We start from the raw sequence: 25,159 nt of genomic DNA on the forward strand, positions 1-25,159 counted from the left end.
GCGCGAAAGTTGCGGGCTGATCAAACTGTCGTTTTGCACTTAATCATGAGACTCTCATCGCAACGATTTCAATGAGAAGCCGCGGCACTTAATTTGAGAACGGGCACTTAATTTGAGAGTAGGGCTTGGAATTTGGCAGTTAATGTGAGAACCATGCGGTCGAGACAATCGACGGTGTTCCCGCTATGAGTGATCCATATCCCGACGAAGTCGATGAAGCGCTTTGGGACGAAGCGTGCCGACGCGCTGAAGCGGTTCGGGAATTCCTGAAGCACCGGACTGGCAAAATGACGGCAGCAGAGGTGGCACTGCTCGCGACCGAGCTCGAGACCAGTCGGGCAACCGCGTACCGCCTTATCAAGCTGTTTCGGGCCGGTGGGACGGTCATGTCACTGGTGGACCGCAGGCGCGGTCGACCAGATGGGCACCGGGTTCTTGACGACAAGCGGGAAGAGATCATCCGCAACACGATCAGCCGATACTATCTGACACGAAACCGGCCAAGCGTTTCGCAGCTGGTCCGGGATGTGCAAACGAACTGCCTGTCAGCCGGTCTCCGGCCGCCCCATCGCCGAACGATCAAAACTCGTCTCGAAGACATCGACCTGCAGAAGCGCGCCAAGCGCCGCGGCGAAAATGACATCGTGAAGCAGACCCAGGCCGTTCCTGGGGTGTTTGCCGCCTCCCGACCTTTGCAGGTCGTACAGGTCGATCACACGAAGGCGGATGTCTTCGTCGTTGACGAGGAAACCCGGCAGCCAATCGGCCGGCCCTGGCTGACGCTGGCGATGGATGTCTGCAGCCGTATGGTGACGGGCTTCTACCTCACGATGGATGCACCCTCCCGGCTGTCGACCAGTCTCTGTTTGCTGCACTCCGTCTTCGACAAATCGGCTTGGTTGCGGGAGCGCGAGATCACCGAAGCGTGGCCCGTCGCCGGCTTGCCAGAGACATTGCACGTCGACAACGGGGCCGACTTTAGAAGTCGTGCTTTCAAGCGAGGGTGCGAGGATGCCGGCATCGCGATCGAATGGCGCCCGCCGGCAGAGCCGCGCTTCGGTGGCCACATCGAGCGCCTGATCGGGACACAGATGGGAAAACTCCACCTGCTGCCCGGCACCACATTCAGCAATGCGCAGGAGCTTGGCGAATATGATTCGAAGCGGCATTCGGCGCTCACCTTGCGCGAACTAGAGCGTTACATCGCCCTCGACATCGTCGGCTCCTACCATCAGTCGATCCACAGCAGCTTGGGCCGTCCGCCAATTGCCGTGTGGCGCGATCACGAGGACCAGATTCCGCTTCGACTACCACAAGATCGAATGCGTTTCTGGTTGACGTTCCTACCCGAGCAGGAGCGCACGCTGCGGCCAACCGGAATTCATCTGTTTGGTCTACGCTACTGGTCCGCCGCACTCAGCGCCGACGTCGGGCGCGCGATCCGTCGCCTGCTCGTCAAATACGACCCGCGGGACATGGCTCGTGTCTTCGTCCGGCGGCCGTCGGGCAACTTCGTGGAAGCCCGCTATGCCGATGTTACCTTGCCTTCGGTGACACTGCACGAAGCACTGGCGGCGCGCCGTACGCTGCTGGCGAAAGGACGACAGGAAGTCAGCACCCGTACCATAGTTGGCACTGCGATTGAGCAGCGCAAACTGGTGGATGCAGCGGTCAAGAAGACGGCGGCTGCGCGACGCGGCCGTCCAGGCAGCGCAAAAACGAGGGTGGATGACGGCGGATGGGGCTCGCTTCGCGGGGTCGACTCCAGCAAACCTGTGGACTTTGACGAGGACACGGAGTGAGCTGGCATGAACACCGAACTCTCCCACCTGACCGCGAGCGCCGCGGCGCTGATTGCTGAAGCCGACGAACAGCGCATCCGCGCGATCAGATCGCGCCGCTGGCTTGTTTATCCGCGTGCAAAGCAGGTGCTCGATCGACTGAACCTCTTGCTCGATCATCCACGTGGAACGCGAATGCCATCCATCGCCATTTATGGCGACAGCGGCATGGGCAAGACGATGATCATGAAGCGCTTCCGTGACCAGCACCCGCCAAGCTTCAATTCGGTTACCGGTAAGCTGAAGACACCGGTTCTGGCCATGGAGATGACCAGCCGGCCAGGCGAACGGCGGTTCTACGCCGAACTGCTGACCCTGCTCGGCGCACCGCAGCGGCCACGCGCCGATATCGCGCAGATGGAGCAGGCCGCTTTGCGGATCATGGAAGCGATCGGTGTGCAGGTTCTGGTGATCGACGAAGTGCATAATATTCTCGCCGGAACCTACCGCGAGCAGCGTATTGTCCTCAACACGTTGCGCTTTCTTAGTAACCGCCTCCAGATCTCTCTCGTCTGCTTCGGGGTCAATGACGCCCGCGAAGCCATCGGCGGTGATGTGCAATTGGCCCGCCGCTTCGAGCAGTTTACGTTGAGCCGCTGGGCCGCCAACGAGCAGTTCGAAATCTTGATCGCCTTGATCCTGCGCAACACGCCGCTGCGTCAGCCGTCGGTGCTGACCGCGAAATCGCTGCGGCGGATGCTGCAGATCACCGAAGGCATCACTGCGAACATCTTCCACATTATCAACTCACTCGCCATCGAGGCCATCGAAAGCGGCCAAGAAAGGATTACGGACGCAGCCATCGAGAAATGGGAGCCGGAGTTTGATGCTGAGGCAGCCTTCGCATGATACGGAAACGTCCTCGCGGCAATTTGCCGGTAACACTGGCGCTCCACGCCGACGAACTCCTGTCGTCGTGGATCAGCCGGCATGCCGAGTTCTATGCGGTCCCGCCACTTGTTATGCTTCGGCATTGTCTTCCAGAGACGCCGTCTTTGCACGCGGTCGATCGCAACCTGAACGGTGATCAGGGTCATCCGCCTCGCCGCCATGTTCTCCACCGAACCGGCCACCGTGTGCCGCATGACCTTTTCGAATATCGCGCAATCGTCGCGACGCCTGATTGCAGCCAGGCCGCTGCAGTCTTGCTCAGCCTGTCATCCGGCCAACCACGAACTGAGGCCCGTTCTTCGAAGCCAGCTTCTCGGGTGGCGCATCACCTGTCCGCTTTGCGGCGGCCTGCTCCGGCACCCAGGCGGGCATGACCGCCCCTCTCCGTTCAGCCGCTACCATGGGACCGCGCTCATAGGAGAACGGCTCCTCGACAATGAAGCCGAGCGCAGTGTTCGAACCTGGACATCACCCGCCGAAATCGCGCGCCTTCTGCTGATGCGACGCGTGACGAGACCCATCTCCCGAGGATACGAACCATGGCGATTCAGGGTGCTCGGCGCAATCATTCCAGATCTCGATGATGTCGTCGAACAGAGGAGCCTGCCGACACCGGCTAATCCGATCCTACCGCTGCATCTGCGACCAGCTCTGCTGGCCGGAGTGGCCATCGTCGAGCGGGCCGGACCGGAGATACTCCGAATGCTACGCGGCCAAATGATGGGTGCGAACAAAGCGCGATTCAGCGGCGCTATCGACGAGATCATAACCCATACATGCCGATCAATGGCGTCTTCGCAGTTGCAGTTAATTTGAGAATCCGGCCGCTCAGATTCTCAGCTTTAAATGCTAAACCAAGCCGAAACAGCCGCATTCTCACTTTTAACTGGCAAGCGACAACGGTGCCCGGGGTCGGGCCGGTTGTCTCGCTCGCCTATGTCTCGACGATCGACATTCCCAGCCGGTTCCGCCATTCGCGGGCGGTGGGAGCCGTACTGGGGCTCACGCCGGTGCTCAACCAGTCCGGCGAAAGCAAACGGATCGGTCATGTCTCCCTATGCGGCGATGCCATGATGCGAGCGCTTCTGTACGAGGCGGCGCAGACGATGCTGACACGTGTGGTGAAATGGTGTTGGCTCAAAGCATGGGCAATGGGCATTGCCAGGCGGCATGGCAGAAAGAAAGCCAACGTTGCATTGGCGCGCAGGCTTGCGGTCGTGATGCATCGGATGTGGGTGGACGGCTCAGAATTCCGCTGGACGCGGGAGGCGACGGCCGGCGCCATGCCCGCGTAGAGTAGTCGGTTCTCAGGGCAATCGATGTAAGAGAAATTCAAAGTTCCGCTTCGCAGCGGAAGACGTCCTTCGCGGACGATGGTGATGTGAGTTCGTGGGCGGCGCTATACCGATGATACGTCATCAGGATGCAGCATAGATTGGACCACATCATCTACTGGACCCCATGGTGGGACGGCCGAGGGCCGATCCCGGAGAGAAGCGCGGGCCGCGAAGAGACGTTGAACGCCGCACAAGTGGAAAGCTCGAAAACTGCTTGACCTCACCACGCCGATTAGAGAAGCGCCGCCCAAAGGGCGGAAACCGGGACCGACTGCCCCCGGCAAGCGGTTCTGTGTAATTTTCCCGACTTGGCCCGAAGCACCGTTGCTGCTACCTAAATTTGCAATGAACTGGCGCAAATACTTTGAGCAGCTGCAGCCCGATCGTTTCGACGATTGGACCAAAGGATTGATCCGGACCCTGCTTGAAGGGAAGGATCTCAATCGTCTTGATGCAAGCACACAACGACAGCTCCGTTCGATTCTGGTGGAATTCGAGCGAAAGCAGGAATGGCTAAAGGATAAGGAACCATGCCCGGCCTGCCAGGCAGAAGGCCTAGAGACCGTCGCTAATCCGGATGATGCGCCGATCGTCAAGAACGGTCGGGGCTATCTGCCGACGAAGTGCAGACATTGCCATGGCATGCGATATCTGACCAAAGAAGATCGCAACTCTGACCAGAAACGCGCATCGCTGCACTAGAATGGCAGCAGCGCGCCGTCATCCCTGTCGTTGAGACCACCCGCATCAAGTACTAGAAGCAGTCGGTCTGCTATTCGAATGGTCACGTCCGGAACGCGCCGCCATGCCGGTCGTCCACACCACCCGCATTAGTTCCTATCGGTCTGCTATTCGAGCGGTCACGTCCGGAACGCGGACTAAGCAGACGAAGAATGGAGGCCGGCGCCCCTGCAATGGGTGCCGGCCTCACCACACTCGAACTCCGAAAATCTCCGAAACGTGTTGCGGCCGAGCGCTACAAGAGCGATAATTAGTGCCCGAACGGAATGACGCAGACGGCTTCGCTTGCCGCGGGGCTGGTAGCGGCCCGGGACGGGCAAATCAGGGAATTCGCCATGCACAATGTCTCTCGGCGAAATGGCATTCGCTTCGTTCTGGCGGTCACAGCCGCCCTGTTTGCGACCTCGATGCCCTCTTTTGCCACGGAAGCGGTTCCGCTGGCGATCAAGGGTTATGACCCGGTCGCCTATTTCACCACCGGAAGCCCCACGCGCGGGCTGCCGGAGATTGAGTATGAATGGGACGAGCACCGCTATCTCTTCGCGAATGCCGAGCATCGCGAGCTTTTTAAGGCCGATCCTGTTCGCTACGCGCCGCAGTTCGGAAACTATTGTGCGATGGCGCTGGCCGAGGGCGGGCTAACCGAGGCCAACCCAGAGAACTGGCTGATCAGCGACGGCAAGCTTTATATTTTCGGCAAGCCGGCCCCGATGGGACCCGCGCTCTTCCAGCAGGACCTTGCTGCGAACATCGCGAAGGCCAACGAGAACCGCGCGCTAATTCACTCACATTAGCGGTTCATTCTCTCGGCCGGTGGCAGGTCGCCAGAGACGGGGTAGAGGCCGGCCTTGCGGAATCCGTCGCGCAGATGTTCGAGATCGCCAGAGCTTAGAAACTTGGTTCCGAACTCCTGCGGATCGAAGGTTGGGTCGATGCGGCGTATCATCGTCACGACACGCGCGGCGTCCTCCGCTCGTTCGTCTTGTGCATAGGCGGCCGCCAGCAGGATACGGCTGAAGTTTGCGCCTGCGGTTGTTCGAAGACTAAGTTCCGCCTGTTCGATCGCGGCGTCGTAACGCCGTTTCAGATAGTAGGCCAGGCTCAGCGCAAAGCGATCGATCGCATTGAGATCGGGGTCGATACGCTGCGCCTGCTCCAAGGCCTCGATCGCCGCATCCGTCTGTCCTAGCCACAACAGGATGGTGCCGCGCCCGGCGAGGCCGTGAGCATCGTTCGGATTGATCGCAATGGCGCGCTCGATCTCAACCTCTGCCTGGTTGTATCTCTGACGAAAGAGGTGGATGTGGGCGAGAGTGATGCGCGCGCGCACGTCGGAATCATCAAGGCTCAGCGCCTTGATTGCCAATTCCTCGGCACGGCTCAGGAAAGCGGTTGGCGATTCCGCCCAGCCCATCGAGCTGGCAAGGTGATAGGTTTCGGCGAGTGCCGCATAGGCCGCAGCGTAGTTCGGGTCAAGCTCGATGGCGCGTCTGAGCAAGGCGCGCGCCTCCACATTGTTTGCCCGCGTCGGTCGCTGCAATGCCGGCCTAGCGCGGAGCACGTAGTCATAGGCTGCGAGATTTTCGGTTGGCTTTGCGAACACTCGATTTTGTTCAATCTGCGTCACGCGTATCGCTAGGACTCTGACAATGTCAGTGACAATGATGTCCTGCAGCGCAAACACGTCCGCCAGCGCCTCCTCGAAGCGTGCAGACCAAAGCACTCGTCCCTGCCTTGTGTCGACGAGTTGCGCGATGACCCGTACACGGTCGCCGGTCTGGCGGACGCTGCCTTCTACCAGATAGCTAACAGCGAGACCGCGGCCAATATCCTCGGGGCTTGCAGGCTTTCCCTTGTAGGGGGCTACAGCGTTCCACGACATCACGGTCAGCGCGGAGAACCGACCCAGTGCGTTGATGATATCCTGCGTCAATCCATCCACGAAATATTCACGAGCCGAATCGTCGCTGTGGTTCAGGAACGGGAGAATGGCGATCGCGGGTTTCATGCCGACTTCAGCACTTTTTGTGAATTGATCGCCAAGGCGCAGATTGCTGAGAAATTTCCACTCGGAGCCAAGACCGGTCCACAGCGCGCCTCCAGTAAGCAAAATCATCAAAGCCAGAGCGGCGAACAATCCACGGCGCCGGCGGGTGCGCGCCGGAGCGGCCGTGGCGTCGAGCCGCACGCGAAATACGCGCACCGGCCGAGCGATGTTCTTCAGCTTCTGTTCGCCGATATCCTCAAAGGCAATGTCAAGCCTGCCTTGCGCGTCTTCTTGCACGCGGCCCGACACGCAGATGCCGCCAGGCTCCGCGAGACCCTCCAAGCGAGCCGCCACGTTGACGCCGTCCCCGAAAATGTCGTCACCCTCGATGATGATGTCACCGACATTAATGCCGACGCGGAACTCGATACGTTGTCCTGCCGGCGCCGCGACATTTCGTTCCGCCATGCCGCGCTGGATCTCGACGGCGCAGCGCACGGCCTCGACCACACTCGCGAACTCGACCAGCATCCCATCGCCGGTGGTCTTGACAATCCGACCGTGGTGTTCGTTGATCCTTCGGTCGACCAGAGCATGCCGAAGCGCCTTAAGCTGGGCGAGCGTACCTTCCTCGTCGTTGCCCATTAGCCGGCTGTAGCCGGCGATGTCGGCTGCTAGAATAGCCGTAAGTCGCCGCTCTACATGCTCGGTTGACAATCCGACTCTCCCCCGTGCGCTTCGGCCACCTTTTCCGATAGCTCTGGGCTAAGCACTACGGAACCTACGGCTCCGTAGTGCTTAGCCCCAAGGAGCCCCCAATCGAAGGCGAGCGTCGCGCCCACCGCTGGGGCGGTGGAACCGCGAACGCTATGACCTGCTCGGCCACACCCTCACCGATCTTTTGGCCCGCAACCACATCGGAGCGAAAATGGAACCCGGCCCACATGCGCGCGTCGGCCGCCTGCTTGGCCGCCACGCTCCATCAGCGCGGAGTAGCCCACCGCATCGGCAGCAAGAATGGCAGCAAGCTTGCGATCCACGACGGCGTTCGTTAAGACCACCTATGCCCGAGGAATGCACCATAGCAGAAGTCGGAGGCATTGTATCGCCGCAAGGCCCTTTGCTGTGCATGCACCGGAAGGTCTGGAATGGGCCAAACAGCGGAAATGATTTCCGCTTCGCGCCGTCATGCCGGTCGTCCACACCACCCGCATTAGTTCCTGGAAGCAGTCAGTCTGCTATTCGAGCGGTCACGTCCGGAGCGCGCCAAGGAGGAGACATTGCGGCGTTTGCAAGAATCCCTATTCTGCAGCGTCGTGAACGTGTGAAGCAAAACCGTCGTTCTGGACGACGAGCAGGGGCCAATGGTTTATTTCCTGAGCCACAAGAACGAAGAGATTTACAGCTATACCTACCGCGCTCTGAACGGGGACGTCAGCAAGATACAAGTTGTCGATCTTACTCGGGATAGTGGCGTTCGAGTTCGGCCAGGCTATTCGTATTATGGCAGGCCGTTTGAACCCGTATACGTCCCAACGAAAATCATGCTCTCAGGCCCCAAACGGCCAATTCCAGATATTTACGACGCATTCGGTTTGCTTGTGAGCGCGAAGTTCAGAGACGTTGTCGAAAGTTTCGAACCGAACGTCCACCAGTTCTTTCCAATCGAGCTTGTGTGGGAAGATGGTAGTCATGCCGCCGACCGACTCTGGTTCGTCCCCTGCAATCGCCTGGATACAGTTGACCGCGCGAAAACGACGTTCGAATTCCGCAATGTCTGGTTTCTGGATGGCAGCAAGAAGGAACTTGTCTTCAACCGTTCACAGATCGGCGATCACCATGTCTGGATCGACAAATTCATTGTGATGCCCAACCCGGCAATAAGCGAAAGACTAAAGGCCGAATTGGACGCAGTCGGCATTACCGGCGCACACTATCAGCAATTTCGAGAAGCCGACTGAGGACTGCTTCGAGCCGAATCGGGACGTTGCCTTCACCGATCACCGGCGACTGCTTGGGGACAACTTGCGCAGTATTGGCGGCAGGCAGACACGAAAGTGTCGGCTTAGGGCCGATTTTGTTGAAAAACTCCGGGGTTGCCTGCACTTCAAATCACTGATTCACTTCCAATTTCTAAAGTGGAGCGAAGCAGATGCTGGGACCCAGGCAAGTCGATCAGGCCGCGTTGTTTTACGAGTTCTCAATCGAAGGCCACATCCCCGCTGATCACATGCTTCGCGCGATCGACCGTTTTATCGATCTGTCCGCAGTTCGAGGAGAGCTGGCCAGTTTTTACAGTCACACGGGCCGGCCATCGATTGATCCTGAACTGATGATCCGCATGCTGCTTGTCGGCTATTGCTTTGGCATCCGTTCGGAACGCCGACTGTGCGACGAGGTCCATCTGAACTTGGCGTATCGCTGGTTCTGTCGGCTCGGTCTTGATGGCCGCGTACCGGATCATTCCACTTTTTCGAAGAACCGTCATGGGCGCTTCCGCGAGAGTGATCTCTTTCGGCGCGTGTTCGAGATGGTGGTGTCGCGCTGCATGGAGGAAGGGTTTGTTGGTGGTGAGGGCTTTGCGGTGGACGGCAGCCTTATTAAGGCAGATGCCAATCGCCAAAGCGGTATCGAAGGAGCCACTTGGAGCGCACCGGAAACGGCCAATCGTGCGGTCAAGGAATACGTCGCAGCCTTGGATGACGCGGCGTTCGGGTCAGCGACCGCGGTCACACCGAAGTTCATCTCACCTGCCGATCCGGCAGCTCGTTGGACCGCCGCCAACGGGGGCGCGGCCTTCTTTGCCTATACCGCCAACTATATGATCGATCTCGACCACGCGATCATCGTCGACGTCGAGGCGACAACCGCCATTCGCCAGGGAGAAGTGACAGCCGCCAAGCGTATGATAGAGCGCACCAGACAGGAGTTCGGCCTTTATCCGGCTCGGCTGGCCGCTGATAGCGGATACGGATCGGCGGAGATGCTCGGTTGGCTTGTGCACGAACAAGGCATCGAGCCGCATATTCCGGTCTTCGATAAATCCGCAAGGACGGACGGCACATTCTCCCGCAGGGACTTCACCTGGGATCGGCCGAATGACATCTACCGCTGCCCGGCAGGCAAGGTGCTGACCACCAGCGGTACGATCGTCAACGACAACCAGCTTCTCTACCGCGCCAGCAAATACGACTGCGAGGTCTGCGAACTCAAAGCGAGATGTTGCCCGAAGGAACCGGCACGCAAGGTCCCACGATCAATCCATGAGGGCGCGCGGGATATGGCTCGCGATATCGCCAAGACGGAAGCCTATGTCACATCGAGACGGCAGAGGAAGAAGATCGAGATGCTGTTTGCCCATCTCAAACGCATTCTCAAGCTGGATCGCTTGCGATTGCGAGGACCGAATGGCGCAAGGGATGAATTCCATCTCGCAGCCACCGCCCAAAACCTCAGAAAGCTCGCCAAACTGATCCCGATGCCTGCACCCAAGCCGGCATAACGGCGACGACCCATCACAAAATCCGCAGGACCCGCCATCGCATCAAGGCATCGACTGAGAACACGCCGACTTTTTCAACGAAATCGGACCATAGCGGGCGTTCAGGTCGCCGATCGCCTCGGCGTGTCCGCCCGCCGGAAAATACTGGCCGTCGGAGGATGACGTTGTTCCATCGCCCCACACGCTTGCCAGAGGCAATTGCCTCTGGGCGTTGACGAGAATGGCGTGCGCGGCCGTGTAACCTTCCTCACGGATATGCCAGTCATGCGCCCAGGCAAGCTGGCGCATCGTTATTCCGGGAGAAACATCCGCCATCCTGGTAAGGCCAAGATTGATGCCGTCTGCCAGGATAGCTGTGAGGAGCGCAAGCTTGTTATCGGCCGTCCGACCGCTGCGCAAATGGGTGAAAGCATTGGAAAATCCCGTGCGGGCGTCCACCTCAAGCAAAAGATCGGTGATGCGGATTGCAGGCAGACGGCCTTCCACCTTCGGCTTCAGTGATTTGGCGATGTCTGGGAACATGGCCTTGTGCGGCGTGACGCTGAACCCCGCTCCGGTTAATTCAACATCGTTGAGCTCGCCGGCGGCGGCCAGACGGGACAGGTCCGCCAGCCCATTGTTCAGGATTTGGCGCTGCTGGCTGAGGTAAGTTTCCACGTCGATATCGACAGCGACCGGGAGCGGCCCTTCCTCGCGCATCAGTTCGAATGTCGGCGTGGGGATAAGGAAGCTCTCGAAGGATTGGAAGCGCTTAGCCCCCTCTACCCAGACATCGCCGGCATCAAGCCGGCGTTTCAGTTCGCTGAACAGGCAGAGTTCGTAGGCCCGGCGATCGATCTTGCCATCCTGTAATATGAGAGGCATCCAGCCTTTCGGCGCGAAGGAGATCGGCGACTTGTCCGGAATCACTCGTTTGCCTGTGTGGTAGAGATCGGCGATCACGGATAGCGCCCGCAGGAGATTCGCCGCCACGGCGTGACCGCGGAACACGAGTGTCGACAGGAATTGCGGCGCCAGTTTTCGGATCGTCGGATAGCGTTGGAGCATTTCAATTTTACCATCGATGACATCCGGTGCTATCAGCGTATCGACCGCCTGGACACTAGTCGCAAAGGCTGGCCATTGGATGACCCGTTCGAGCGCTTTGGCGATGTCCTCGCCTTTCTCTCTGGCCTCGATGATCACATGACAGACTTTCGACACGTCCTTCAGTGGCTTCTGTACTTCCCGGACGGATCGGGTGGCGCGAGCGGCCGCCTGGTTATCGGCTCGCCTCGTCAGGATGCCCATGAGTTTCTTGAACATATCGATGGCGCAGTCGGTGAGATGGCGGGAAAGGTGGAGCACCGCCGCAGCCAGAACGGCATGCCGGCGTTCGGGATTAAGGTCGCGCAGATGCTGCGCGCTCATTCGCGTCCCCTCTGCGGCGAATTCGTCAAAGGCCTTGGCTGGAATGCGCTCCATCAACGTCGTCGGCAGGTTCAGAGACCGGAGAAAACGAATGCGCTCGCCAATCCTGTCGAGGTTGATTGCGGCTGGCGACAATGCCGGTGTTCTTGCCCAGGCAAGGACGGTCACGCTAGTCCCCTCACGCCGGTCGAGAAGCTTGTCCAGATCGAGCTTCTGGCCTTCTGACATCCCACCAGCCAAGGCTCGATGAGCAATACGAATGCCGCGCCTGATCGCCACATGAATGATGGCTTCAAGAGCCGGCCGCGTTGGCAGGAGAATTCTCCGACGTCGCAGTTCCTCCACCACCATATCCGCCAATGCATCGGCCTGGCGTAGGGTTTGCGCGGCAGGCGTCAGCCAGCCGGTCAGCGTCCGCACGTCCGCAGGCGCAAAAGAGCGCATCTGCATTCGATCGAAAAGCAGGGCAAGATGCTCGCGTCGTGTCTGCGGGCGCTCGAAATAACGATCGATCTCACGGTAATCGACGCCGATCTGCCGCGCCAGAAACCGCAAGACGCCAGACGGCAGGATCTCGCCGTCCGCAAGCGGCCGGCCCGGATATCGCAGTGTGGCTAGAACACAGGCGAGACCCAGCCGGTTTGATGCCTTGTTCTGCCGCATGACCAGGTCGAGATCCGAGCGGTCCAGCGTATAATGTTTGGCGATCTCCCTTTCGTCATCCGGGATGGTCGTCGCCTGTTGCCACCATGCCTCGCTCAGTAATGCTCTTCGCGCCATTCTCTGATCTTCCGGTTTCGTTGCGGAGAGTGCAGCGAACCGGAAAATGCGTGTCCGACAAACGAACGTTTCGCGGCGTCCCCAGATTTTGTCCGCAAACCTTGCCCTAGAACGGCAAATCGGACAATGTCCGAATTCAACGGGAAAACGGACAAATCGCGCCTTATGACCGCCATAGGCTATGCAAGGGTCTCCACCGGGGATCAGGATACGGCACTGCAACTCGACGCCTTGCGCAAGGCGGGTTGCGAGAAACTGTTCGAAGACAAGGCATCGGGTTTGAAAACCGATCGCCCGGGGTTGGCCGAAGCGATCCGTTACTTGCGCGACGGTGACACACTCACGGTCTGGAAGCTTGACCGTCTCGGCCGATCGATGAAACATCTCATCGAGATGGTCACCGAGTTGGAAGCCAAAGGCGTGGGCTTCAGATCCATTACCGAAAACATCGATACCACAACACCCGGCGGTCGCCTGGTTTTCCACCTGTTCGGCGCGTTGGCGCAATTCGAGCGCGATCTCATCAGGGAACGAACCCGTGCCGGTCTGCAAGCCGCAGAGGAACGAGGCCGACGCGGCGGGCGTCAGGCGGTCGTGACGCCCGAGAAGCTCGCCAAGGCGCGCCAGCATCTGGCGGCCGGGCTCAACGTGCGAGAAGCCGCGGCCCGCGTGAAAATCGGCAAAACCGCCCTCTACGAAGCTCTCAGGGCCGAAAAAGCAACGACATCCACGGTTAAACCAACCTGAGTTCCGGATCGTTCTCAAAAGTCGGACTGGTTCACCACTTTCGTCTCGTGACGCCATCCTGCGCCTCGTCACGACGATCCGCTCGGGTCAGGTCCGCCCGTCGACCCTGCTGGCGAAGCTGTCCGTATTCCCGCGCCAGAATGGATTGGCCCTCGCGCTACGCGACATCGGACGCATCAATCGGTCCATCTTCCTGCCCCAGTGGCCTGATCGGCCCGAAGCTGATTTTGGCCAACTCGCAGAACAGACGCAGAACCCACCGCGATGGATTGACGAAACGCTGCCTGCCAATTCGATACGGGCCAGAGCCTGAAACGCGCTGCGGGGATGCCATGCGGGTATTTGGGCAATCTGGCAGCGCCGCCCGGGACCGTCGGCGGGCGCTGTGACGCGCCGGGATTGGCTTCGAAACAGCTGAGCGCCTGTCTCTCCTGAAGCTTGGGCGGGTCACAGGGCGACGTAACCACCGTCGTCCAATCGGCATTCTACGCGCGGGCTGACGGCGCGGCGATCCATCATCGAACTTCTGCACCGAGGAGATGAACTGTTGTTACGCGTCCTGACGCCAACGAGTGGAGGCTGCAAAAGCCCGAATCCCTAAACGCACCAATCGGGCAATGCAAGGTAAACGCGCAATCCTTTCACCTCATGGATTGACAGGGGATTGCCAAGAACACCCCAAAGCGTTGCTATACGTCTTCGACGGATGTACCTTGCCAATATCTTACGCACAGGCACTTTCTGTGGATCTGCTTGATGTCCGCGGCAGTTGCGGGGACAGCTTAATGAATTGCCGCGGCGTGGGAGGACAGAGAATGATCACGCGGCTTACGACCTCGGAACGCCAGGGTGCCTTCGCGATCGCGATCGCTGTCGCGATAGCCGGCGCAACGATGGCCGCGGCCGGCCGGTCTGACGCCCTCGGGGTCCACGGCGTGATCGTCATGCTGTTCGCCGGAGGCCTCCTCTACCTCGTCATGTCCTCGCTCTTCGAGCCTGAAGCAGTGGAGGACCGGGAGGCATCGTATTACGACGATCCCATCAAGGTGGGCATCGTGCTTTCCATGGCCTGGGCTGTGTTCGGGATGTTCATGGGCGTTTGGGTGGCGGCGCAGCTCGCCTGGCCGGATCTCGCATTCGACGCCGGCTGGTCCAGTTTCGGGCGGCTGAGGCCCACGCACACCACAGGCGTCATCTTCGGCTTCGGCGGCAACGCGCTGATCGCGACCTCCTTCCACGTCGTCCAGCGCACCTCGCGGACGCGCCTGGCGGGCCAACTCAGTCCCTGGTTCGTGCTCTTCGGCTACAATCTGTTCTGCGTGCTGGCCGTGTCGGGCTACATGATGGGGATCACCCAGTCCAAGGAATACGCGGAGGCCGAATGGTACGCCGACATTTGGCTTGTCATCGTCTGGGTCACCTATTTCGTCCTTTACATCAGAACGATAGCCCGCCGGAAGGAGCCGCACATCTATGTCGCCAACTGGTACTTCATGGCGTTCATCCTGGTCGTCGCAATCCTCCACATCGTCAACAATCTCGCCCTTCCGGTTTCCTGGGGGCACGCCAAAAGCTACACGATATGGCCGGGCGTCCAGGACGCGATGGTGCAGTGGTGGTACGGGCACAACGCGGTCGCCTTCTTCCTGACGGCCGGTTTCCTAGGAATGCTCTACTACTACCTGCCGGTCCGGGCGCAGCGGCCGATCTTTTCCTACCGGCTGTCGATCCTGAGCTTCTGGGGCATCACGTTCTTTTACATGTGGGCCGGTTCCCACCACCTGCACTACACCGCGCTTCCCCACTGGGTGCAGACGCTCGGCATGACCTTCTCGGTGATGCTGCTGGTGCCATCCTGGGCGTCGGCCGGCAACGCGCTGCTAACGCTCAACGGCGCGTGGCACCGGGTTCGGGATGACGCGACGCTGCGCTTTATGATGGCAGCCGCGGTCTTTTACGGGATTTCGACTTTCGAGGGATCGTTTCTTGCCATCAGGCCGGTGAACTCGCTGTCGCACTATACGGACTGGACGGTCGGTCACGTCCACGCCGGAGCGCTCGGATGGGTCGCGCTGATTACCTTCGGCTCGCTCTACACACTGGTGCCCAGCCTCTGGAAGCGCGAGCGCATGTACTCTGCGGCTCTCGTCGAGGTGCATTTCTGGCTGGCGATCGCCGGAACTGTGATCTACGTCTTCGCGATGTGGAACTCTGGCCTCATCCAGGGCCTGATGTGGCGGACCTATACCGGGGAAGGCACGCTTGCCTATTCGTTTGTCGACTCTCTGGTGGCGATGTATCCATACTACATCGCCCGCGCTTTCGGGGGCCTGCTCTTTCTGCTGGGCGCCGTCGTCGGGTGCTGGAACATCTGGATGACAGTTCGGTCCGCGCCGCTTGCTGTGGCGCGTGAAGGCGATATGCCCGTCGTCCCCGCCGTCATGCCGGGGGAATGACGATATGCCCGAACTCTTCCATCGCAAGCTTGAGCGTTCCGCGATCGGCTTCGTGATCGCAATCATTGCGGCTGCAAGCGTCGGCGGCATCGTCGAGATCGCTCCTCTCTTCACCATCGACGAGACGGTCGAGGAGGCCCCGGACATGCGGATGTACACGCCGCTGGAGCTCGCCGGACGCAACATCTACATCCGCGAGGGATGCTATGCTTGCCACAGCCAGATGATCCGCACGCTCCGTGACGAAGTGGAACGTTACGGTCCTTACTCGCTGGCCGTCGAGTCCCGGTACGACCGTCCGATGCTCTGGGGTTCCAAGCGCACAGGACCGGATCTTGCGCGCATCGGCGGCAAGTATTCCGACCTCTGGCATGTCGATCATCTCACCAACCCGCGGGATGTCGTTCCGGAATCGAACATGCCCGCCTATCGCTGGCTGGCGCGGACCCGTCTGAAGATGGAGGACCTGCCGCAACACCTTGCGGCGCAACGCGCCCTTGGCGTTCCGTATACTGATGAGATGGTGGAAAACGCCGCGCGGGACGCCTACGGCCAGGCAACTCCCGACACGGACTTTGCCGCCGGTGTTACCGAGCGTTACGGCGAGGAAACGCAGGTGAGCGCATTCGACGGCGTTACCACCCATGTCACCGAGATGGACGCGCTCGTCGCTTATCTCCAGGTTCTCGGCAGGCTAACGGGAGCAGCATACGAACATACCGCAGCTCCGGAGAAGAAGCCGGATCCCGAAAACTGAAGGCGGAGGATTGTCACATGGACCTGGACCACGACGCGATCGTCGCATTCTCCAAGAGCTGGGGTCTGTTCTATCTGATCGCCCTTGCCCTCGGGGTGCTCGTCTACACCTTCTGGCCGTCGAACCGGACGCGCTTCGACCGGGCCAAGCACAGCATCCTCGACCGGGACGACACGCCATGGAAGTGAGTGAACGCGATCCTGTCAGCGGCCGCGAGACGACCGGCCACGAGTGGAACGGCATCAAGGAGCTGGACACGCCCGTGCCGCGCGGCGTCCTCATATTCCTGATCGTGACCCACATCTGGGCAATTGCCTGGTGGTTTTTCGTGCCGGCCTGGCCGCTCGGAACGACCTACACCAAGGGGCTCTTCGGGATCGACCAAAAGACGACTGTCGAGGCTCAGGTCGTCGAGGCCGAGCGCGGCCGTTCCGGCTGGATGAGCCGTATTGCGACAGAGCCCTACGACACCATTCTCTCCGACGAGGCACTGATGCAGACCGTGCGCCATACCGGACGGCAGCTCTTTGGCGACAATTGCGCCGCCTGCCACGGCAGGGACGGAAAGGGTCGGGCGAACTACCCCGACCTCACCGATGACGACTGGCTATGGGGCGGAGGTCCACAGCTTATCGAGCAGACGATGCGCGTCGGCATCAACACAAGGCACCCCGAAAGCCGGATCGGGCAGATGCCGGCCTTCGGGCGGGATCAGCTGCTCGACCGCGAGCAGGTCCGGAGCGTCGCCGCCTATGTCTATTCGCTGACCCACTCGGACTACTCGACGCCGGAAAACGTCGATCGCTTGGAGGCAGGGCGCGAAGTGTTCGTCACCACCTGCGCCGCCTGCCATGGCGAAGACGCCAAGGGAAAAAGCGATGTCGGCGCTCCGAACCTCACCGACTCCTCCTGGATCTACGGCGGCGACCTGGACACGATCATCGCCTCCGTGCACGGCGGACGCCAGGGCCATATGCCGACCTGGGACGAGAGGCTGACGACGGCCGAGATCCGGACGCTCGCGCTCTACGTCCACGACCTCGGGACGCAACAGCCATGACCCGGCGCGCGAAGAGATCCCGAACCAAGTGGCTCCTCTGGGCGCTGATCCCTGCGGGATTGCTTTTGGTGGCCGGGGCGAACGTGCACCTGGTTTACGTCGCCGTCCAGTCGCAACCGGACTGCGTCGAGCACTCGAATTCGTTGGGCGACGCTCATGGCTATCGCGCCGCCAAGCCGGCATGCTGAGGGAGACAAGAGATGGGCGAGACCGACAAGTCATACTGGCTGCTTAGCGAGACGTCGGGCATCGGAGAAACGCGGGACCCGCGCCTTCAGCGAGGGCTGCCGGTCTTTGAGGGGTTCCGCTGGCTCTCAGCGGGCTGGCGGGACTTCTGGACGCGGCCGGCTTCGAGCATGGCATACGGAATCGGCGTCTTCCTTCTATCCGTCGCGTTCGTCTGGATGCTCGTCGCCTTCGGGCTCGACTATATCCTGTTTCCCGCCCTGGCCGCCTTCATGATCGTTGCGCCGTTCCTGGCGATCGGCCTCTACGAGAAGAGCCGGTCGATCGAAGAAGGCACACAGGTCGGCTTTGGCTCCATGCTCTTCGTGCGTCCCCGTGCCGGCGCGCAGGTGATCTTCGCCGGTCTGCTGCTCTTTATGCTGGTGCTGTTGTGGATGCGGGCCGCCGTGCTCCTCTACGCCCTGTTTTTCGGGGTGGCAGCATTCCCCGGCCTTGATCACATCGCCGGCATGCTCTTCGGTACGGCCTACGGCTGGACGATGCTGGTCGTCGGGACGGCAATTGGCGGCCTGTTTGCGGCCTTTGCCTTTGCCGTCAGCGTCTTTTCGGTGCCGATGCTGCTTGATCAGCGTGTCGATGCGCTGACCGCCATGGGCTCGAGCATGAAGCTGGTGTGGAACAACCTCACGCCGATGGTCGCCTGGGGGGCGATGCTGCTCGTGCTCTTTGGAGTCTGCGTTGCGACGGGCCTCGTCGGAATGATCGTCATCTTTCCGTTGCTGGGCCACGCCACTTGGCATGCCTACAGGGCAATGGCTCGTCCCGAGGAACCGGGGCAATGAGCTGCTGTGCTATGGGAACCGAAGCCGGGCTGCTCCTGGCGCCGCAGCCGGAAGCCCGAGAGATCTCCGCACGAGAGATCGTGCTCGCGAGCCGCGACCTCGGCGATGGTATGTTCCAGACGGACCTCTCCGTGCCGCAGGCGCGTTGCGGTGCCTGCATTGCTGCGATCGAAGGCGCCCTACAGCGCCTCGACGGAGTCATTGCGGCGCGATTGAACCTGACCTCCCGGCGCGTCGCCGTCAGGCAGCGAGAGCCATGTGCCTCCGATGATCGAGGCATTGCGGGACCTTGGATACGACGCCTGCCTTACAGAGACGGACGATGGTGGACGCGATCCAGAAATGTCCCGGCTCCTGCGGGCGACGGCGGTCGCGGGCTTCGCCGCCATGAACATCATGCTCCTGTCGGTATCCATCTGGTCGGGCGCCGACGCCGGGACGCGGAACGCCTTCCACCTGATCTCCGCGCTGCTCGCCGTACCCGCCGTCGCCTATTCCGGACGGGTGTTCTTCGTTTCGGCATGGAATTCGGTGAGGAAGCGGACGGCCAGCATGGATCTTCCGATCTCCGTGGGAATCCTGCTCGCGCTGGGACTGAGTCTCTACGACACCTTTGCCAGAGGACCGCACGCCTATTTCGACGCGGTCACGTCGTTGATCTTCTTTCTCCTGGCAGGACGCACACTGGATCATGCGATGCGGCAGAAGGCGCGGACTGCCGTCACCGGACTTGCCCGCTTGCTGCCGAGGGGCGCGATGGTGATTGGAGCGGACGGAAGCCGCGAGTTCCGCGAATTGACGAAGATCGAACCGGGGGACATCGTCTTTGTGGGGCCGGGCGACCGTATGCCCGTCGACGGAACGGTCGTTTCGGGTGCGGGGAATCTGGACGTTTCGGTGGTAAGTGGCGAATCCGCGCCTGAAAGTGCGCACCCCGGAAGCGTGGTTCTTTCGGGGACGATGAGCGTCGACGGCGCACTGGCGGTCCGGGCCGATAGGAGGGCAGAGGATTCCTTCCTTGCCGACATGGTGAGGCTGATGGAGGCGGTGGAGGACGGCCGTGCCCGCTACCGCCGCATCGCCGATCGCGCGGCGGCACTTTATTCCCCTGTCGTTCACCTGCTCGCGCTGGCGGCCTTTGCCGCCTGGATGCTGCAGACGGGCGACTGGCATCGGTCGATCACAGTGGCGATTTCGGTCCTCATCATCACCTGCCCCTGTGCTCTGGGCCTGGCAGTGCGGATGGTCCAGGTCATGGCCGCTCGCCGGTTGTTCGACCTCGGCATCACCATCAAGGACGGCAGTGCGCTGGAGCGGCTCGCCGAGGCCGACACGGTGGTCTTCGACAAAACGGGGACACTCACGACCGGCGTCGTCCGCGTGATCGAGCACACCGTCGCGCCGCGGAACCTGGCCGCCGCGACAGCTCTGGCCGGTCTTTCGAAGCATCCGGCAGCGCGTGCTATCGCCGCGCTGCAGCCTGCCGAAGTTGCAGTCGAGGATTTTCGCGAGATTCCAGGCTACGGAATCGAAAGCCGCATCGACGGAACGATCTATAGGCTGGGACGGAAGGAGTGGGTCTCCTGCGGCGCGTTCGATAACTCGCAAGCAGGCGTGTGGCTTTCGCGCGACGGACAGCCGGCGGGCTGGTTCGCAATCGACCACGAGGTGAGGCCCGGTGCCAAGGCCGCAGTGCAAACGCTGGCAGCCCACGGACTGGCAACCGAGGTTCTTTCCGGCGACCGTCTCACGGAGGTCGGCAAGGTCGCCGCCGCGCTGAACATCACCGAACACCGCCACGGCGTCGTCCCCGAAGACAAGGTCGAGCGTCTGACGGAGTTGGCAGCGGCTGGACGCCACGTCCTGATGGTAGGCGACGGGCTGAACGATGCCCCGGCGCTTGCCGCTGCGCATGTCTCGATGGCACCTTCGTCGGCCGCGGACGTCGGAAGGAACGCTGCCGATCTCGTGTTCCTGGGCAAGAGCCTGGAGGCCGTCCCGCAAGCGATGAGCGTCGCGCGAGCCGCCGCGGGGCTGGCGCGACAGAACTTCGCTCTTGCCGTCGCCTACAATGTTCTGATTGTCCCTGTCGCTGTCACAGGCCATGTCACGCCTCTCATGGCGGCGATCGCGATGTCAACGTCATCGATCCTCGTTGTCGGCAATGCCTTGCGCCTTTCGCGCGCCACGGCCTCGTCCCCACGTTCTAAGACTGTACGCAGGCTCTATCTCAAAGAGGCTGCACAATGAAAGATGTCGTTTGGCTTGTGCCGATCGCCTTGGGAATGGGTAGCGTGGGCCTCATGGCGTTCCTATGGTCGATGCGTACCGGCCAGTACGACGATCTCGACGGGGCTGCCGAAAGGGTGCTGCCAACCAACGCCGCGGACGCTCCCCTTCGCGACAAGACGTGGAAAGGCGATGAGGACCACCACGACATGGAACATACGTCTGATCGACATCGTTTGTCGAAGGGCCAGGAAGAAGGGAACCTGACATGACAATGTCTGCTGACAGACCGTTCGATTGGGTGGCAGGGCTGGCGTGGCTTTCCGGAGTTGCCGTCGTGATCCCCAGTCTTGCTGCGCTGGCCGCGAGCCTTCTGGCGATTGCTTCCGCATTATATTAGCAATGCCGGCGGGCTAAGCGCCGATTTCACGTTGCCGGCGGCTTGGGCATTACCAAACAAGAGAGAGAGGGTAGGAGCGCGACAGAGTTCCTGCTCTACGACTGGCCAGTCACGCCCAGCGAAACGCTCGCTACAGCCGGGCAGATCGATCTTGACAGCTTACGACACGTTCCTCGGCTATGCCATGAACCTGAAAAACGGATTTGGCCAGATCGAGCCCGACTGTGGTAATCTTCTTCATGGAGCGGTCCTTCCTCTTTGTGGCGTTTCAACACGACCACGTTAGGCACTTGATGCCGTTTGAGAAGGGCCGTTCCACCTCATCAGCTTCGGGCCGATCAGGCCCCAGTGGTGGCAGAACCCCGAAATGCGCAGGAACGCGACCGCCGGTCTCAACAAGAGCGAGGCTCAGAACACCCTTGCGAGAGCACTGTTCTTCAACCGCCTCGGAGAACTGCGCGACAGGACCTTCGAGAGCCAGTTCTATCGGGCGTCCGGGCTGAACCTGCTCATTAACGCCATCGTCTATTGGAACACTCTCTATCTCGAGCTGGCCTTCGCCGAGCTCAACCGGGAAGGCATCGCCACGCCGCCCGCCGTGATCAAACACATCACCCCGCTCGGGTGGCAGCATATCAGTCTCACCGGCGATTACATCTGGACCCCGACGGACAGCGCCGATCTCAGGCCACTGCGGCGAGAAACATCTATCCTCGTAGCGTGATCACCGTATGTTCTAAAAAGTCGGACAGATTCACCACTTTCGTGTCGTGACGCCACAACGCCGCGGCAGATGCGTTTGGTCGAGACGGTGCGCGATCTCGTGTGGCAGTTCTACCGGGCGCTGAAGAACGTCAAACGAAAGCCGCCGCCAGCGCTCACTGCCGCATTCCACCGACGCTTCGACCGTATCTTCTCGCTCAGCACCGGTTACGACGAACTCGATAAACTGCTCGCGCGCCTGTTTCGCCGCAAGGACGAACTGCTCAAGGTGCTGGAACGACCGGGAACGCCGCTCCACACCAATGCGTCGGAGAACGATCTGCGCAGCTTCGTCACCAAGCGCAAGATCTCCGGCGGCACGATGAGCCGCGATGGTCGCGTCGCACGCGACACCATGCTCGGGCTGATGAAGACCTGCCGGAAGCTCGGACTTTCCTTCTGGCACTATCTCGGTGATCGCCTCGGCGTTGATGGCCAGGCCATCCCGCCGTTGGCCACCCTTGTCGCGACCAAAGCCTAGGCGCCCTCCCCGACGAACGGGCATCTTGTACTTCTTCAGCCCATGCTATGATCCATGTCGGTTTTGGTTTGGCGTTTCAAACGGTGAATTGTCATACGGCGGCTGGGTTTACCCGAACAACACCGGTAGATTTATCGCTAACGATTTCAATAGCGCCGCTATTCCGCAGCGACTGCGCGCCTAACTCGGACAGCGACGAAATTCGTTACCGGACCTGCCTGAGGGGGACCGCAGGTCAAGTGGAGCGCGTTATTGGGCGGCGGCGCCTCGCCTCAAGACCCGTGGGCCACCTTTTTCCGCTTTAGTGCCCACCGAACACCAGTGTCTGCACCGGCAGCATCAGCGCCTGCAAGCGCAGGATCATCGCATGGACGAGACCGACGGTATCGACTACGTGCAGATAGACCCAGCGGCCAGTGCTGATGTCGGGCGACTCCAGTTCATCATGGCTGTTGGTATACGCATTGACAATGCAGGTGCTGCCCGGAGGCACGTCATCGAGCACGCCGGGATAGAGCGGCTCCATGAAAACGGTCAGCGTGCCGGGCCGCGAAATATTCGCAACATCGATCAGCTGATCGCTGGCGCGAACCTGGCCAGCGGCAATCACGTCCTGCACCTCGGTGACGACGAGTGGGATGATGGTGAAAGGTTTGCCGACGCAGGTCGCCTCGCCGATCATGCCGACCTTGATCACTTGCGTCTCGATCTGACCGAAGCCGGCAACCAGCCATGGCTTGCCACTGTTACCTTCAGGCACCAGAACGCCCGCCGGCCGCAACATTGGATTGACCACTTCGCCGACCCGGAGGGTGAACTGCTGCAGCGTGCCAGACACGCCGGCGCGTACGGTGGTCTTAGTGATATCGACCTCCGCCTGCTTCAGCGCCGCTTCGGCGCTCGCCTTTTGCGAGGGCAGCAGCGACCGGAGCTTGGTTTCCAGCGTCTGTTTGTTGGAACGTGCGGCGGTGAGCCCGCCCTTGCTGCCTTCGAGGTTGACCTGCCGGCGCTCGATCTCGCGCCGTGCGACGACGTTGGGGTTCAGCTTGTTGAGTTCGACCTGGGTGTCGTATTCGTCCTGGGCCTGTTGCACGGCCGCCTGCGCCTGCACGATCGCGCCATCGGCGGCAACCAGTTCGGTGCGCGAAACGGTGATTTCGGCTTCGACCTCGGCGATCTGGCGGCGCGCTACCTCGGCGGCGGCTTCCTCTTCCGAGCTGTCGAGCTTGAACAGGGGCTGGCCGGCCTCCACCTTGTCGAAGGCAGTGACATAGATTTCGGAGACCCGTCCGCTGGTCTCGGGAAGCACCGCGACGGTGCGGAACGCCGCGTTCACATGCGACGTCGACGGATGGAAGTAAAAGATCAGCGTGATCAAGGAGATCGTCAGGAGGATGCAGGCGGTGATCCCGTAGCGCAGTTCGAACCAGACGGAATAGATCGTGATCTCTTTGCCGAACCGCTTGCCCTGGGCATAACGGCGGTAGAGATAGTCCGGCAGGATTGTCAGCATCGAGCATAGCATGAATTCAAACATGGCTCAGGCTTTCCCTCCCACGGACGACTGATCTACAACGGGCACGGATGGCTTGCCACGGCTTCGAGTTCCATCGATGCCGGCGGCGTTTCGATCTGGCCGGCTCCGGTGAGCGGGAGATCGACGAGAGCGGATCATGAAGATCACGGCGACATCGAACAGCATGTCGCTCTCCTGAGCGGTGATGAACGGCGGCAGGTGGTGAATGGCAGTTGGATGGAATGCTGTCGGACATTGCCCGTCACCGAGAGCAGATGGATCAGGAGGTTGCAGATTAGCACAGTCTCAGTAAACGCAAGAGAGACTTGCGGGAATCCAGCTGGCCAGGCCCCGGGAAATCATCTTCGTGATGCCGCGAGCACGTCAATCACCTCAAGGCATCCGGGCTTTCAGAAACCCCTCCCTCTTCGGCGTGAAGCCGTGAGGTTGCCTATCTCATCAGCATCGCCAGAAAATCTGCCCCCGTTACCCCCTCCAGGCGGAATCTTGGCCATCTTAGGCGCTCGTTAACCATATGAATTAACGCCTATAATTTCATTGACAGAAGTTAATGTTGGCTTTGCTTCCGTCATCCGGACGCTGTTTTCCATGCCCTATCACTATCGATAGGTCTCAAGTATCAATAGTGATGGGTTTGGAGGCGCAAATGCCTGATGTCGGTCGTCCGGGATAACCGGAAACGCCTGGTTTTTCGGGCTTCTAGGGTGCCGTAGCCCGGGATGACCGGACTCCCCAAGACGGAACTCGCCGGGCGGCGGCGGCGCACATGGCCCGTCCCCTTTACCGGATTTGAGCTCCGATGCGTTTCAGCGGCCCCCTCCTCTCGTGGGCCATCTCCGAAACCGCTATCTTTCCAGCGTTTCCGCCACAGAAGCCCGCTGGCGCGCGTTTACCACTGTGGATGCCCCGTTGCTCATCCCGGGTGACGATTTGAGTCTGGCGGGCTTCAATTTGATGCATAAAACACGCTTGCAACCGACCAATTTCTCACGCATTCCTTATCTGTACAAAGCCTTTTGAAAACGAGGCCGTTAAAAAGCGATGGCGAAGCGACAAACCGTTAACGTCCAACAGCCACTCAAGCGGCTGATCGGCTACGCCCGCGTCTCGACCGACGACCAGGTCCACGATGCTCAAATCGACGAACTGCGCGCTGCCGGCTGCGATCGGATCTATCAGGAGCATGGCTCCGGGGCATCGCGCGCTCGCCCAG

General features: G+C 60.6%; 18 protein-coding genes and 5 pseudogenes. 20 read left to right on the plus strand and 3 right to left on the minus strand.

All coding sequences use genetic code 11. The features are described from left to right. Positions 1-185 precede the first annotated feature (185 nt). From IB265_RS35170 to IB265_RS35195, 6 genes and pseudogenes are all read left to right on the plus strand, one after another. On the plus strand, positions 186-1,802 hold the full coding sequence (locus tag IB265_RS35170; protein WP_192496108.1) for a Mu transposase C-terminal domain-containing protein: 1,617 nt from the start codon (positions 186-188) through the stop codon (positions 1,800-1,802). Between the two features lie 6 nt (positions 1,803-1,808). Next, positions 1,809-2,690, plus strand: coding sequence for a TniB family NTP-binding protein (locus tag IB265_RS35175; protein ID WP_113398910.1), 882 nt, complete (start codon positions 1,809-1,811; stop codon positions 2,688-2,690). A gap of 174 nt (positions 2,691-2,864) precedes the next feature. Next, positions 2,865-3,548: a hypothetical protein gene (locus tag IB265_RS35180; RefSeq protein ID WP_309140588.1), complete on the plus strand. Its 684-nt coding sequence runs from the start codon at positions 2,865-2,867 to the stop codon at positions 3,546-3,548. An 83-nt stretch (positions 3,549-3,631) separates the two neighbouring features. Next, positions 3,632-4,027 (plus strand): annotated as a pseudogene (locus IB265_RS35185) (transposase); the annotation flags it as partial. A gap of 387 nt (positions 4,028-4,414) precedes the next feature. Then, complete coding sequence (locus IB265_RS35190; RefSeq protein WP_192496109.1) at positions 4,415-4,771, plus strand: hypothetical protein; 357 nt, start codon at positions 4,415-4,417, stop codon at positions 4,769-4,771. Positions 4,772-5,145: 374 nt separating this feature from the next. Next, positions 5,146-5,604, plus strand: a complete 459-nt coding sequence (locus tag IB265_RS35195; protein ID WP_192496110.1) for a YHS domain-containing (seleno)protein — start codon at positions 5,146-5,148, stop codon at positions 5,602-5,604. Here IB265_RS35195 and IB265_RS35200 read toward each other — a convergent pair. Then, a complete protein-coding gene (locus IB265_RS35200) occupies positions 5,601-7,514 on the minus strand; it encodes an adenylate/guanylate cyclase domain-containing protein (protein ID WP_192496111.1) in 1,914 nt (637 codons plus the stop codon). The two genes, IB265_RS35195 and IB265_RS35200, sit on opposite strands and share 4 nt — an antisense overlap. Positions 7,515-8,161: 647 nt before the next feature. On the opposite strand from IB265_RS35200, the gene IB265_RS35205 reads away from it, so the two are divergent. Beyond that, on the plus strand, positions 8,162-8,758 hold the full coding sequence (locus IB265_RS35205; RefSeq protein WP_192496112.1) for an imm11 family protein: 597 nt from the start codon (positions 8,162-8,164) through the stop codon (positions 8,756-8,758). Positions 8,759-8,949: 191 nt separating this feature from the next. Next, positions 8,950-10,299, plus strand: coding sequence for a transposase (locus IB265_RS35210; protein WP_192496113.1), 1,350 nt, complete (start codon positions 8,950-8,952; stop codon positions 10,297-10,299). Positions 10,300-10,383: 84 nt separating this feature from the next. Here the strand turns inward: IB265_RS35210 and IB265_RS35215 are convergent. Beyond that, positions 10,384-12,489: pseudogene (locus IB265_RS35215) on the minus strand (Tn3 family transposase); the annotation flags it as partial. 165 nt (positions 12,490-12,654) lie between these two features. Between IB265_RS35215 and IB265_RS35220 the strand changes: the two are divergent. From IB265_RS35220 to IB265_RS35270, 11 genes and pseudogenes are all read left to right on the plus strand, one after another. After that, positions 12,655-13,236, plus strand: a complete 582-nt coding sequence (locus IB265_RS35220; RefSeq protein ID WP_192496124.1) for a recombinase family protein — start codon at positions 12,655-12,657, stop codon at positions 13,234-13,236. 55 nt (positions 13,237-13,291) lie between these two features. Then, a pseudogene (locus IB265_RS37930) lies at positions 13,292-13,456 on the plus strand (Tn3 family transposase); the annotation flags it as partial. Positions 13,457-14,051: 595 nt separating this feature from the next. Next, a complete protein-coding gene (ccoN, locus tag IB265_RS35230; RefSeq protein WP_210334685.1) occupies positions 14,052-15,692 on the plus strand; it encodes a cytochrome-c oxidase, cbb3-type subunit I in 1,641 nt (546 codons plus the stop codon). A 4-nt stretch (positions 15,693-15,696) separates the two neighbouring features. Continuing rightward, positions 15,697-16,449, plus strand: a complete 753-nt coding sequence (ccoO, locus tag IB265_RS35235) for a cytochrome-c oxidase, cbb3-type subunit II (protein ID WP_112853233.1) — start codon at positions 15,697-15,699, stop codon at positions 16,447-16,449. Positions 16,450-16,466: 17 nt separating this feature from the next. Then, entirely contained in the window at positions 16,467-16,637 is a 171-nt protein-coding gene (locus tag IB265_RS35240) for a cbb3-type cytochrome c oxidase subunit 3 (RefSeq protein WP_112853232.1), read from the plus strand. Continuing rightward, entirely contained in the window at positions 16,628-17,509 is an 882-nt protein-coding gene (gene ccoP, locus IB265_RS35245) for a cytochrome-c oxidase, cbb3-type subunit III (RefSeq protein ID WP_192496114.1), read from the plus strand. Before IB265_RS35240 ends, ccoP begins: the two co-directional genes overlap by 10 nt. Before the next feature lie 200 nt (positions 17,510-17,709). Then, entirely contained in the window at positions 17,710-18,537 is an 828-nt protein-coding gene (locus IB265_RS35250) for a DUF2189 domain-containing protein (RefSeq protein WP_112853229.1), read from the plus strand. After that, a pseudogene (locus tag IB265_RS35255) lies at positions 18,534-20,787 on the plus strand (heavy metal translocating P-type ATPase). The gene IB265_RS35250 and the pseudogene IB265_RS35255 overlap by 4 nt, the downstream one beginning before the upstream one ends. Beyond that, complete coding sequence (gene ccoS / locus IB265_RS35260; protein ID WP_192496115.1) at positions 20,784-21,038, plus strand: cbb3-type cytochrome oxidase assembly protein CcoS; 255 nt, start codon at positions 20,784-20,786, stop codon at positions 21,036-21,038. Before IB265_RS35255 ends, ccoS begins: the two are co-directional and overlap by 4 nt. A gap of 474 nt (positions 21,039-21,512) precedes the next feature. Further along, positions 21,513-21,890: pseudogene (locus IB265_RS35265) on the plus strand (Tn3 family transposase); the annotation flags it as partial. 69 nt (positions 21,891-21,959) lie between these two features. Then, positions 21,960-22,409, plus strand: coding sequence for a transposase (locus IB265_RS35270; protein ID WP_192496116.1), 450 nt, complete (start codon positions 21,960-21,962; stop codon positions 22,407-22,409). 301 nt (positions 22,410-22,710) lie between these two features. On the opposite strand, the gene IB265_RS35275 is transcribed toward IB265_RS35270, so the two are convergent. After that, positions 22,711-23,946 (minus strand): biotin/lipoyl-binding protein, encoded by a 1,236-nt coding sequence (locus IB265_RS35275; RefSeq protein WP_192496117.1) that lies wholly within the window; start codon positions 23,944-23,946, stop codon positions 22,711-22,713. 1,041 nt (positions 23,947-24,987) lie between these two features. Between IB265_RS35275 and IB265_RS35280 the strand changes: the two genes are divergently transcribed. Next, positions 24,988-25,159: recombinase family protein (locus tag IB265_RS35280; protein WP_192496118.1), on the plus strand; the 172-nt coding region annotated here is incomplete at its 3' end.

The sequence above is a fragment of the Ensifer sp. ENS10 genome, from assembly GCF_014852025.1.
Taxonomy (GTDB): Bacteria; Pseudomonadota; Alphaproteobacteria; order Rhizobiales; family Rhizobiaceae; genus Ensifer.

Coding starts and splice junctions, on each gene's coding strand:
- IB265_RS35170 (WP_192496108.1), top strand. CDS start 186: ATGAGTGATCCATATCCCGACGAAGTCGATGAAGCGCTTTGGGACGAA.
- IB265_RS35175 (WP_113398910.1), top strand. CDS start 1,809: ATGAACACCGAACTCTCCCACCTGACCGCGAGCGCCGCGGCGCTGATT.
- IB265_RS35190 (WP_192496109.1), top strand. CDS start 4,415: ATGAACTGGCGCAAATACTTTGAGCAGCTGCAGCCCGATCGTTTCGAC.
- IB265_RS35195 (WP_192496110.1), top strand. CDS start 5,146: ATGCACAATGTCTCTCGGCGAAATGGCATTCGCTTCGTTCTGGCGGTC.
- IB265_RS35205 (WP_192496112.1), top strand. CDS start 8,162: ATGGTTTATTTCCTGAGCCACAAGAACGAAGAGATTTACAGCTATACC.
- IB265_RS35210 (WP_192496113.1), top strand. CDS start 8,950: ATGCTGGGACCCAGGCAAGTCGATCAGGCCGCGTTGTTTTACGAGTTC.
- IB265_RS35220 (WP_192496124.1), top strand. CDS start 12,655: ATGACCGCCATAGGCTATGCAAGGGTCTCCACCGGGGATCAGGATACG.
- ccoN (WP_210334685.1), top strand. CDS start 14,052: ATGATCACGCGGCTTACGACCTCGGAACGCCAGGGTGCCTTCGCGATC.
- ccoO (WP_112853233.1), top strand. CDS start 15,697: ATGCCCGAACTCTTCCATCGCAAGCTTGAGCGTTCCGCGATCGGCTTC.
- IB265_RS35240 (WP_112853232.1), top strand. CDS start 16,467: ATGGACCTGGACCACGACGCGATCGTCGCATTCTCCAAGAGCTGGGGT.
- ccoP (WP_192496114.1), top strand. CDS start 16,628: ATGGAAGTGAGTGAACGCGATCCTGTCAGCGGCCGCGAGACGACCGGC.
- IB265_RS35250 (WP_112853229.1), top strand. CDS start 17,710: ATGGGCGAGACCGACAAGTCATACTGGCTGCTTAGCGAGACGTCGGGC.
- ccoS (WP_192496115.1), top strand. CDS start 20,784: ATGAAAGATGTCGTTTGGCTTGTGCCGATCGCCTTGGGAATGGGTAGC.
- IB265_RS35270 (WP_192496116.1), top strand. CDS start 21,960: ATGCGTTTGGTCGAGACGGTGCGCGATCTCGTGTGGCAGTTCTACCGG.
- IB265_RS35275 (WP_192496117.1), bottom strand. CDS start 23,946: ATGTTTGAATTCATGCTATGCTCGATGCTGACAATCCTGCCGGACTAT.